General features: G+C 38.2%; 14 protein-coding genes and 1 pseudogene. 4 read left to right on the top strand and 11 right to left on the bottom strand.

What is annotated here, in order from left to right; translation table 11 throughout:
• Positions 1 to 2: 2 nt before the first annotated feature.
• The 8 genes from H0X95_RS12165 to H0X95_RS12200 form a co-directional block, all read right to left on the bottom strand.
• A complete protein-coding gene (locus tag H0X95_RS12165) occupies positions 3 to 245 on the bottom strand; it encodes a hypothetical protein (RefSeq protein ID WP_196446054.1) in 243 nt (80 codons plus the stop codon).
• The gene (locus H0X95_RS12170; RefSeq protein ID WP_196446055.1) at positions 242 to 673 is read right to left on the bottom strand and encodes a hypothetical protein; all 432 of its coding nucleotides are present in this window, start codon (positions 671 to 673) and stop codon (positions 242 to 244) included. Before H0X95_RS12170 ends, H0X95_RS12165 begins: the two co-directional genes overlap by 4 nt.
• Complete coding sequence (locus tag H0X95_RS12175) at positions 670 to 1,212, bottom strand: hypothetical protein (protein WP_196446056.1); 543 nt, start codon at positions 1,210 to 1,212, stop codon at positions 670 to 672. The genes H0X95_RS12170 and H0X95_RS12175 overlap by 4 nt, the downstream gene beginning before the upstream one ends.
• Positions 1,209 to 2,531 (bottom strand): relaxase/mobilization nuclease domain-containing protein, encoded by a 1,323-nt coding sequence (locus tag H0X95_RS12180; protein ID WP_196446057.1) that lies wholly within the window; start codon positions 2,529 to 2,531, stop codon positions 1,209 to 1,211. Before H0X95_RS12180 ends, H0X95_RS12175 begins: the two co-directional genes overlap by 4 nt.
• The gene (locus H0X95_RS12185; protein WP_196446058.1) at positions 2,528 to 2,869 is read right to left on the bottom strand and encodes a plasmid mobilization protein; all 342 of its coding nucleotides are present in this window, start codon (positions 2,867 to 2,869) and stop codon (positions 2,528 to 2,530) included. The genes H0X95_RS12180 and H0X95_RS12185 overlap by 4 nt, the downstream gene beginning before the upstream one ends.
• Before the next feature lie 2 nt (positions 2,870 to 2,871).
• A complete protein-coding gene (locus tag H0X95_RS12190) occupies positions 2,872 to 3,294 on the bottom strand; it encodes a hypothetical protein (RefSeq protein ID WP_196446059.1) in 423 nt (140 codons plus the stop codon).
• Between the two features lie 99 nt (positions 3,295 to 3,393).
• Positions 3,394 to 3,729, bottom strand: coding sequence for a hypothetical protein (locus H0X95_RS12195; protein WP_196446060.1), 336 nt, complete (start codon positions 3,727 to 3,729; stop codon positions 3,394 to 3,396).
• Positions 3,730 to 3,847: 118 nt separating this feature from the next.
• Positions 3,848 to 4,012 (bottom strand): hypothetical protein, encoded by a 165-nt coding sequence (locus tag H0X95_RS12200; protein ID WP_196446061.1) that lies wholly within the window; start codon positions 4,010 to 4,012, stop codon positions 3,848 to 3,850.
• A gap of 211 nt (positions 4,013 to 4,223) precedes the next feature.
• Here H0X95_RS12200 and H0X95_RS12205 point away from each other — a divergent pair, with 211 nt between their 5' ends.
• The 3 genes from H0X95_RS12205 (at position 4,224) to H0X95_RS12215 (ending at position 5,497) form a co-directional block, all read left to right on the top strand.
• Positions 4,224 to 4,751 (top strand): hypothetical protein, encoded by a 528-nt coding sequence (locus H0X95_RS12205; protein WP_196446062.1) that lies wholly within the window; start codon positions 4,224 to 4,226, stop codon positions 4,749 to 4,751.
• Between the two features lie 3 nt (positions 4,752 to 4,754).
• Positions 4,755 to 5,165 (top strand): hypothetical protein, encoded by a 411-nt coding sequence (locus H0X95_RS12210; RefSeq protein WP_196446063.1) that lies wholly within the window; start codon positions 4,755 to 4,757, stop codon positions 5,163 to 5,165.
• Between the two features lie 89 nt (positions 5,166 to 5,254).
• On the top strand, positions 5,255 to 5,497 hold the full coding sequence (locus tag H0X95_RS12215) for a hypothetical protein (RefSeq protein WP_196446064.1): 243 nt from the start codon (positions 5,255 to 5,257) through the stop codon (positions 5,495 to 5,497).
• Between the two features lie 56 nt (positions 5,498 to 5,553).
• Here the strand turns inward: H0X95_RS12215 and H0X95_RS12220 are convergent, their stop codons facing one another.
• On the bottom strand, positions 5,554 to 5,988 hold the full coding sequence (locus tag H0X95_RS12220; RefSeq protein ID WP_196446065.1) for a hypothetical protein: 435 nt from the start codon (positions 5,986 to 5,988) through the stop codon (positions 5,554 to 5,556).
• Positions 5,989 to 6,102: 114 nt separating this feature from the next.
• Positions 6,103 to 7,500, bottom strand: coding sequence for a site-specific integrase (locus H0X95_RS12225; RefSeq protein WP_196446066.1), 1,398 nt, complete (start codon positions 7,498 to 7,500; stop codon positions 6,103 to 6,105).
• Between the two features lie 101 nt (positions 7,501 to 7,601).
• Here H0X95_RS12225 and msrA point away from each other — a divergent pair, with 101 nt between their 5' ends.
• Positions 7,602 to 8,192, top strand: coding sequence for a peptide-methionine (S)-S-oxide reductase MsrA (gene msrA / locus H0X95_RS12230; RefSeq protein WP_196446067.1), 591 nt, complete (start codon positions 7,602 to 7,604; stop codon positions 8,190 to 8,192).
• Positions 8,193 to 8,214: 22 nt separating this feature from the next.
• Here msrA and H0X95_RS12235 read toward each other — a convergent pair.
• Positions 8,215 to 9,282 (bottom strand): annotated as a pseudogene (locus tag H0X95_RS12235) (DUF72 domain-containing protein); the annotation flags it as partial.
• Positions 9,283 to 9,305: the final 23 nt, after the last annotated feature.

Raw genomic sequence — 9,305 nt, forward strand, 5'->3', positions numbered from 1 at the left:
GTTTATCTAGCCAAAATATAACCTGCACCGATTAACATTAAACTAGCTGTTATTCCGATTGTTGAGACAATGGCTAAAACATAAATCTTATGCCATTCTTGGTATCTCAATCTAATGACTTTAGATAGTCTTCTAGATAAGCTTAATTGCTGTTTAAGTGTCAAGTCGCTATCGTCAATAGATCTTAAGAACTCATATTGTTTATCTAATGCTCTGTAGTTTTTGATTGTTTTAATAATGCTCATAGTCTTTTCTCCTTTTTATTTTTATTATTGACTAATTCATATACTGCAAATAATGCTAATCCTCTTACTTTAATGCTATACATAGCTAGAGCCAAGAAAGCATCTTTTTCTGCTATGTTCAGCAACACAATTTTTTCAATCATGTTGGGTTCATTGTCGTATTTATATTTATCTTCCTCCTTATCGTCGTTAATAACTGCTCGGCTATTTCTATACTTCTCTTGTAACTGCTTAATTTTATCTTCATTCTTTGCTTGATAAATTTCTTCGTCTGTATAAAGCATCAATTCTTTACGAACCCAAAAAAGAGTTTGTAAAAAATTCGCTCTAATCATGATAGTTTGTTCATTACAAGCTAAGCCATTCAATGCTGTTGTTACTCTAGATTGTTCTTTAAGTAACTCTAAAATATGTTGTGTTTTTGTCATGCTAAACATTCCTCCCAATAATTTTTTATGAACTTCCATTGAAGTTTGTAGCTCTCTTTATTACTCAATCTTTTTTCTACATACTCGTTATAAATTTCTTTTCTATACTTGTATATCTCCAAACTTCTTTTAATATCTATTATCTTCACTCTTCTAAAATTTGTATCTTTAAGTAAATAATGCTCTTCTGTAGCATCTTCATTTCCAAAAGACTTATATGCATATTCTTCTTTTTCTGTAACATAAATATTATATTTGCCTCTAAACTCGTTATGATTGAGAGCTAACAATGTTTGAATAGCACTAGGACAAACACATATTCTTCTATCGTTCCACTCTGTAATACATTGCTTTCTATCGCCAATTACTATATAGCTGTGAGTAGCTGGTAGTATTGGTTTGATAGTTACAAAATCTCCTAAATCTTTATCAGTAGTAAAAAACCACTTCTCATAATCTTGAGTAATTTGTTTGTTGTATCTCTTTGCAAAAGACAAATACTTTTCTTCTAGTAAAATTCTTCTTATAAAATTAATCATATCTTCAATCCGTTAATTTCTATTTTTCTATTTTCTTCTTGTTCTAAAAGCTGTTTTTCATATTCAGCTTGAGCTATAGCTAGTTCATACTCTGCATTAATTCTTTCTTCAATAGTCTTTGCATTAGCTAACTTGCTTTTAGCTTTTGCAACTGCCATAGCACCACCAAGCGAACCACCTGCACCAATCGCACGAAAAGCCGTTGTGTCTGCACTTCTTCCCTCGTTCGCACCTGTAAAGCCTTGTCCGTTGCTGGTCTTCGCTTGCATAGGCTCGCTAGAACCTCCAGAAACGGGGCTAGAACCGGCTTTAGGCTGTTGGGTAGGGGGTTGGGTAGTCCTGCCAGGTGAAACGGTCCTAGAGCTCGTTTCTGCTTGTTTGTTGGATACATTCTTAAACTTCACTTCTTTATGTTGTTTAGCTGTATATCTACCTTCATTAAAATCATCTCTTACCTTGACAAGTCTGTTTAATTTCTCAATCTGTTTAGTAATATCAACTTCATTGGCTTTACCTTGTTTCCAATCAACAAAACCTTTTCTAATGTCCGCATAGCTGTTATTGTTATTTTGATAGATAGCACCTTTTAGAACTATCTTTGTATTATCTTTCAAAATAACAATATTGCTTTGATTGTTGTAAAGCTTATATCCCATATCTTCTTGAAGAAATTTAACTAGCTCTTCTTTATTTTTCACAACTCCATTTTTGATTAAATCTACACATGCTTTGTGTATATTTTCTTTTGTATAAAGATTTGAGAACTTGGTTTTATATTCACTATATAATTTAGCTTTCTTTTCTCCATTAGAAAGTTTTAGCTTGTATGGGTCAGCAACAACTTGATTAAAGCCATGCTTTGCATTCTGTATCTTGACAAAGCACTCTTTTAATTCTTTTGTAGTGTCGCCTGGGTTAAATGGGTTGTATGCAAGTCCAGTCTCTAAATCAATTTTATTGATAATGAAATGGATATGTTCGCCGTCATGTTCTTTGTGTTCAACAAATAAACAATTAACTCTATCTTTCATGTTTCCTAAAAAAGTATTTTTGAACTCTTTTATTAGCTGTAGTTTTTGTTCATGAGTTAATTTTTCGTCGGGAGCAAAAGATATAACACCACTAATACATTTATGCTCAAACTTTGAACATAACAAATCTATGTCTTTAGTAAGTTGGGGGTCTCCGTCTAACACAACAGGTTCAAAATCTCTTTCGTTCTTTTTATGGTCATGACTAGAGAGAACATAATTAACTGCTCCTGTAGCTGTTCCATTTTTCCCCTTTTTAGGCGAGTTATCTATTATTTTTATTATCATTTTAATTTCTTCACTTCATTAACTAAAACTTTCAAGCTATCTCTAATATCATGTAAAGTAGGTAAAATCTCGTCCCCTGCTTGCTTTGTTTCATTGCACCACCTAGCAACTTGATTAAGATTATTGCCTTGTTTTTTTACTTCTAAAATCAATTGAGATAAATGTTTTGTATAAACAAACTCATGACTTAATAGCTTTCTAACTAATTGACTTGTATTTAATGCAAGTTCTTTTCTATCATTATCTAACTTCCTCTTTTGTTCGTCAGTAAGATAGATATGAACTTTCTTTTTAAATATCTGTTCTCTAGTTAAATTAAATTTATTTTCTTCACTCATAATCAAAACCCTATTTTTCTTTTTTTCTTTGCTAGTTGGAAATTATCATTGATTGTGAATAATTCACTCTCTTTATATTCTCCATATTTTTTGTTGTTACTAGCCTCTATCTCATTCCACTTCTTTAGATACTTAAAAATATTTTTTCTAATCTCTTCTTCTTTATCAGTATTTTGCATTGACATCCATACTAGGCGATTGTGAATTTCATTATATGAAGACCATACTATATAAAGAGATAGTTCTTTTAGATAATCAGCCTCTTTTTCACTAATATCATTTTTATGTTGTTCATAAAACTCTACTGCTTGTCTAATAGAAGAGCGATAAAGCATAATATCGTTTTCTAACTTATCTCTATAATCGTCGGACAAGTTCTCTATAGCTTTAAGTTGTTTGTATTCACTGTTATTCATTATCCACATTATTTATTCTCCTTTCTATTTTTGTTCTTGGTTAGGTCATAAGCGAACATGACTACAAAATAACCCAATGCTAAAATAACACCTATTGCTTTTAATGTTTCACTGTCCATAATTACTATCCTCTTTCCCCATGTGTGGGGCATTAATATTTAACTTCAAATGACCGTCATTTTTATCTAGATAGACAGTTTGATTTTGTTTCCATACTGCCTTATCTAATTTTGTATTTACATGCAATTTAGTTTCTTCGTATGCAAATTTGATTACTAGGTCTGTTCCATTTTCTGTTAAATGTAGCTGTTTGATTTTTCCCCATATTTCATTTGTATTAACAAACTCTGGGTCTTGTTTGATTTCATTAAATGGATAGTTCCAGGCTCTCGCGTAGGCATTTACACAAAGAGATATTAGAACTAATGCTAGTATTTTCTTCATTTGATAAACTCCACGATTGCACAAACAAAGAAAGTAGCTATTGAAGATAAAAATAACAAATCAAAATAAGACAAGTTATTTTCTTCTTTTAATGCTTTTGTCCAATATTGTAATTTTCTCATAATGTATTTTTCCTTTTTTGCTCTTGTTTAATTTCTTCTGTATTAACCTCTTGTTTTTTTACTTCTGATTTTTTGCCTAACTCTTCAAGTCCTTTTTTTAGCAACAACTCTTCTTGTCTGTTGTCACTAAATTTTTTCAAAACCTCTTTCCAATCTCTCATTTTATTTTCTCCTATTAAACAAAACCAGTTCAAACAAACCGCAAGGTATAGTTTGAGTATGCTCGCTTTGTTTTAATATCTTTGCATCTTTTTTCTATTTGTCAACGATTGATAGAAGTTTATTTTATTCAATGAGTATTCAATAAGAAGTAAATTTGACTATTATTTATTTTCTAGTATTCTATTTATTGAATAGAAAAAGGAAATGAATATGGAAAATATTGACTATGTTAAAGTAAGGGGATTTGACGCGAAGAGAAGAATAAAAAAGGTTTATGGGTATAAGTTCTTACCTTATGCACCTTTTATCGTAGCTTGTCGCTTGCTAGATTGGAGACATACCGAGATTTTAGAGTTCTTGTATAGTGAGATTGAGGAATTCAAAAGCGAAGATAGAAAAGATAGAATTAACAATAATGACTTGTCTAAAATGGTTTCTTATTGGAAGACAAATAATCTCATTGACTACAATAAAGTAGGTATTGAAAAGTCATTGATTGCTAATTCCTCTTCTAGTGAAGTGAGAAAAGAGACAATCGCACAAAACGACAATATAAGTATTTTTAAAAATAGACTTGCTGATTTCTTGACAGCAATTTCAAAGAGAGAGGGAAAACCTATTGATAGCGAAGAATTGCCATCAATAAAAAATTTCTTCAATGAGTTCTCAACAAAATATGAATTAGAAGAATTGGTTAATCAATACTTCAATCAAAGAACTAACCAATGGGGGCAATAAATTATGGCTACTGCAAAAGAAATTGGCGATAAATGGAAGTCAAAAATAAAAGACTTGGAAGATAAAAGAAAGGAAGTTAATAAAGAAAAAGATATTCAAGATTACACATTAAAGAATATGTTTATTGACGATTTAAAATCAAATAAAGACGAAAGATTTGAAAAGTTCCATACTCTTGATTATCTATATGGGCTAAAGTTATATGACGATAATTTAAATAGTAGATATTCAAATGAAGAGGCATATAAAAAATATGAAGGTAAAGAGTATTATTCTGAACAATTTATGTCAAAAGACATTCAAGAGAAAAATAATATAGAGAAATTTAAAGAGGTAACAACATTAATAAACGCTTATAAGCTTGAAAACACATTAGAAAAGAAAGAAGTGAAGTCAAGTAAAATGAAGATTTGACCCGTTAGGGCAAGCCCTATGGGCTGTCTCTTGAAGAAGAGCCTAACGGCGAGTGAGTGTAAAAAAAGGACGATATAGGAGTATTTATTATGAGTGATTTACTAATTTCTCTTCTTGCATGTGTATCTAATTATGACAAAGAAGATTTACAAAAAATGATTGATAGAAGACAAGATATTGATAGTCTAGTAATTGAGTTTGCTAGACAAAACAACTTTACTAATTATGATTTACTTAACTTCACTTTTGAAGAAAGTAAGCAAGTAAAGAAACTTCTTGATATTAAATTTAATCATTACTTCAATCATGATTTCCCTTTTCATAGTGTATAGACGAAAAAAAAGACCAGTTGTTTAACTGGTCTTCTTTATTGTTCTGCTCGGTTGTTTTAGTTTGCACCTGCAAGCCACCGTTTTCCTTCATCAGTATCCATCCATGCTTTACCTTGTTCGGTAGCCCATTGCAGTTTGGTTTCCTTGTCTGCATTGACAAGCTTTTGATAGTATTTAGCAGTAAGACCCACGGCTTTTTTGCCGAAATGCCATTTATAAATCTTGTTATGGGTTTTACCTTTGCTGTCCGTGCTTTGATACGGGACATTAAAGTAAATCGGTTCAACCTCTGCAACTTGGTATTTCTTCACAAAGTCTTCAATCTTAATGCCTTTGCCAGTAATGAAATTTTCAATTTCAGTATAGGCGGCTTCAAGTTCCTTTTCTTTTTCTCCCTCTGCTTCTTGTTCCAAAAGTTGGGCAAGTTCAATCTTTTCAAGGGCAGTGAGTTTGGTATAGCCCTTTTTCAGCAGTTCTTCAGCACGGTTCATTTTGAAATCCTTTGTGTGTGGTGGTTTGAAGTAATCATGTCTTCTTCAAAGACAAAGACAGTATAGAAGAAAAAGACAAGTTCATCAACTTCTTTTTTTGAAAGACCTTATATTTTACTCGGTTAATTGTAACAGTAAATCAAAAAGCTCTTGTTGTTCTTCTTCTGTAATATCGTTTTTACTTCGTTTTTCTTTCAATAATTTAACTCGCTCAAGTTTATTAATCTGTGTTAAATCGGGGTTAAAGTAATGTTTAAAATTTACTTCTTTATCATGCCCAATACTTGCAAGCATTGAAGATTGAGAACCCAAACCTTGATTTTTATTTACATGGATACTTTCAAATTTTCTATTGGATTGAAAGCCTAAAAGCTTTGCAATAATAATCGTGTTTTCTTCTCCACCTAGGGAAAGCATTTTACTAATTTTTGTTCTCCTCAAATCATGAAAATGCAAGTCTCCTAAATTATTTTGTCGCATTAATGAAGTGAAGACACGACTAAATCCATAGTTAGAATATGTAAAATATCTTCCATTTTCTCCCATTGGTTCTAGATTTCTCAAAAACTCTCTAGCCGTTTCGTCTAAATAAACATCCCTAGATTTACCACTCTTTGTAATTGGTAAATGGATAATTCTAAAATCGTCTTTAATTTGGTCTTTTCTTAAAAAGACAATCTCACTTTTTCGCATAGAAGTTAAAAGCGAGAGCATGCAAATACTGTAAAGCTGTCCTCTGTGCTTTGGTTTATGACTTTTATAATTCTTGATTACTTCAAAAAACTTTTCTTCTTCCTCTTCTTTTAGGGTTCGTTTTCTTACATTAATAACATTGCGAAGTAAAGACTTGTCATAGTCTCGGGTCGGGTTTCTAACAACCTCTAAATTTTCATCAAAATGTATTAGCTTATTGAATACATTTGAAATAAAAGTTAGTTCTCTAACTACTGAAACCGGCTTGATAGCTCTATTCTTCTTATCGCCCTTAAGTCTTGTTTTGATATAGTTGTTAATATCAATAGGTTTTATTTCTGTCCGAACATCAAAAGAAGAGAAATAGCTATAAACAATGCTATCCATTTCTAAACCCATTTCGTCTTTTTCTTGTGCTGTTATATAACGATTAGGAATAGAGATATTGCATATTTTATTTATAAAAGCTTGTTTCATTGCTTGATTTCGTTTTTTTAGTTCTGTGTCTGCAACTTCATTAAACACATAATCTTCTAGATATTTTTTTGCAAAATATCCAAATGAATAGTCTTTTTTAGACCATTCCATGATTTCAATGTTTTTTGTTTTCTCTTCTGTTTGATAAATAAACTCTTGACCTTGTTTATTTTTACTTAAAAGCAAAAATGCTTTAGCTTCGTTTAATGTATCAAATAGATTGTTTCTTTTACCTTGCCAATCTTTTCTAGTGATTTCTACTCTATACTTGGTAACAAGTCCCTCCTTGGTGTTGTAGGTCGTTAGCCGTATGCCTCGGGGGAGTTTTGTAGGGGTTGCCATGTGGTAGGTCTCCATTGCTGAATTGCTGAAATTTGCTGAAATTCTAGCATGTTCCAGCAAACGACATCCAGGGCTAGAAACAACCTATAGGAGCAAATATTATGGAAAATCATACAACTAGCGAATTAGTCACGAACCCGCCAAAGCTTGAAATTGCAACGATTGGTTCGGGTTGTTTCTGGTGTACGGAGGCCGTGTTTCTCGACGTCGACGGCGTGACGGCCGTGCAGTCGGGTTACGCGGGCGGCCATACGCGCAATCCCGGCTATCGCGACATCTGCGAAGGCGACACGGGCCACGCGGAAGTCGTCAACGTGACGTTCGATCCGGCGCGCATCGGCTATCGCGAGATCCTCGAGATCTTCTTCGCGACGCACGATCCGACCACGCTGAACCGGCAGGGCAACGACGTCGGCACGCAGTACCGGTCGGTCGTGTTCACGCATTCGGATGCGCAGCGCGATACCGCGCTCGACATGATCCGCGAGCTCGAGCGCGAGCAGGTGTTCGGCCAGCCGATCGTCACGCAGGTCGTGCCGCTCGACGGCAATTACTGGCCGGCCGAGGACTATCATCAGAACTATTACGCGCGCAATCCGGGGCAGGGCTACTGCTCGGTCGTGATCGGGCCGAAGCTCGCGAAATTCCGGCAGAAGTTCGCGCACCGGCTGAAGTCGCTGCGCGGCGCGTGAGCGTCGACGGCGCACGCCGCGATCACGCCGCCTCGTTGCGCCACTGCGCGCACGCGGCGGCGATTTCGCGCGCGAGCGCGATGCACGACAGCGGCGCGGAGCCTTCCGCCTTGTTGTTGATCGTGATGATCACCGGCTGCCCGGCCAGTGCGTAGCGCGCGGCCAGTTCGGCGAGCGCCGAGCGGGTGGCGGGATCCTCGTCGACGAGCTTGTCGAACGGCTCGTATTTCGCTTTCGCCTGCTCGTACTTGAACCCGCCGTGCAGGCTCCAGCGCACGATCAGCGGGCCCGGCGCGTCGCCGTCGAGCAGTGCGAGCGCGGCGGCCTGGCGCAGCGGGTCGGGCATCCGCGCGTGCAGGCCGACGCAATAGCGCACGCCGAGCGCGGCCAGGGCGCGGATGAAGCGCGGCGTGAGCAGGCTCGCGTCGCGGATCTCGATCGCGTAACGCGGGCCGTCGGCATCCGGCGGCAGCGGCGGCAGCGCCGCGAAGAACGCCGCGAGCCGGTCGATCAGCGCGGCCGGCGCCGCGAGCAGTTGATCGGGCAGCGGCGAGAACTGGAACACGAGCACGCCGGCTTTCCGGCCGAGCCCGTCGAGGCACGGCTGGACGAATTCACGGGTTGCGAGCGGTGCGTCGAGGAAGGTCGGGTTCGGCCCGGATGGCTCGCCGCGCCGGCCGCGGATCACCGCGTCGGTCACCGCGGCCGGCGCCTTCACGACGAAGCGGAAATCGTCGGGCACCTGCTGCGCGTAGCGCAGGTAGTCGGCCACCGACAGCGGGCCGTAGAACGAGCGGTCGAGGCTGACGCTCCTCAGCAGCGGATGCGCGCCGTACGCTTGCAGCCCTTCGCGCGACAGCTTCGTCTGCGCGAAATCGCCGTCGAAGACGATGCCGTTCCAGCCGGGGAAATACCACGACGACGTGCCGAGCCGCACGTTCGGCGGCAGGCCGGCCGCGGCGGCGGCCACGTCGGCCGAGATCGGCGCAGGCAGCACGCCGCGCTTGCGGCGGCCTTTTTTCGGCGCGGCGGCCGGCGGGGACGGTTCGTCCCACAGCAAACCGGACGACGGGGCAGGCGCGTCGTCGTCCGGTTCTGGCTCTTATACACATC

Source organism: Burkholderia sp. 9779_493 (assembly GCF_015712215.1).
Classification (GTDB): domain Bacteria; phylum Pseudomonadota; class Gammaproteobacteria; order Burkholderiales; family Burkholderiaceae; genus Burkholderia; species Burkholderia cenocepacia.

What these genes read in the sequence shown, in the direction of transcription:
- H0X95_RS12185 (WP_196446058.1), bottom strand. Translation starts at nt 2,869, where the DNA reads ATGAGTGAAGAAAATAAATTTAATTTAACTAGAGAACAGATATTTAAA.
- H0X95_RS12190 (WP_196446059.1), bottom strand. Translation starts at nt 3,294, where the DNA reads ATGTGGATAATGAATAACAGTGAATACAAACAACTTAAAGCTATAGAG.
- H0X95_RS12170 (WP_196446055.1), bottom strand. Translation starts at nt 673, where the DNA reads ATGACAAAAACACAACATATTTTAGAGTTACTTAAAGAACAATCTAGA.
- H0X95_RS12175 (WP_196446056.1), bottom strand. Translation starts at nt 1,212, where the DNA reads ATGATTAATTTTATAAGAAGAATTTTACTAGAAGAAAAGTATTTGTCT.
- H0X95_RS12215 (WP_196446064.1), top strand. Translation starts at nt 5,255, where the DNA reads ATGAGTGATTTACTAATTTCTCTTCTTGCATGTGTATCTAATTATGAC.
- H0X95_RS12220 (WP_196446065.1), bottom strand. Translation starts at nt 5,988, where the DNA reads ATGAACCGTGCTGAAGAACTGCTGAAAAAGGGCTATACCAAACTCACT.
- H0X95_RS12165 (WP_196446054.1), bottom strand. Translation starts at nt 245, where the DNA reads ATGAGCATTATTAAAACAATCAAAAACTACAGAGCATTAGATAAACAA.
- H0X95_RS12225 (WP_196446066.1), bottom strand. Translation starts at nt 7,500, where the DNA reads ATGGCAACCCCTACAAAACTCCCCCGAGGCATACGGCTAACGACCTAC.
- H0X95_RS12200 (WP_196446061.1), bottom strand. Translation starts at nt 4,012, where the DNA reads ATGAGAGATTGGAAAGAGGTTTTGAAAAAATTTAGTGACAACAGACAA.
- H0X95_RS12210 (WP_196446063.1), top strand. Translation starts at nt 4,755, where the DNA reads ATGGCTACTGCAAAAGAAATTGGCGATAAATGGAAGTCAAAAATAAAA.
- msrA (WP_196446067.1), top strand. Translation starts at nt 7,602, where the DNA reads ATGGAAAATCATACAACTAGCGAATTAGTCACGAACCCGCCAAAGCTT.
- H0X95_RS12180 (WP_196446057.1), bottom strand. Translation starts at nt 2,531, where the DNA reads ATGATAATAAAAATAATAGATAACTCGCCTAAAAAGGGGAAAAATGGA.
- H0X95_RS12205 (WP_196446062.1), top strand. Translation starts at nt 4,224, where the DNA reads ATGGAAAATATTGACTATGTTAAAGTAAGGGGATTTGACGCGAAGAGA.
- H0X95_RS12195 (WP_196446060.1), bottom strand. Translation starts at nt 3,729, where the DNA reads ATGAAGAAAATACTAGCATTAGTTCTAATATCTCTTTGTGTAAATGCC.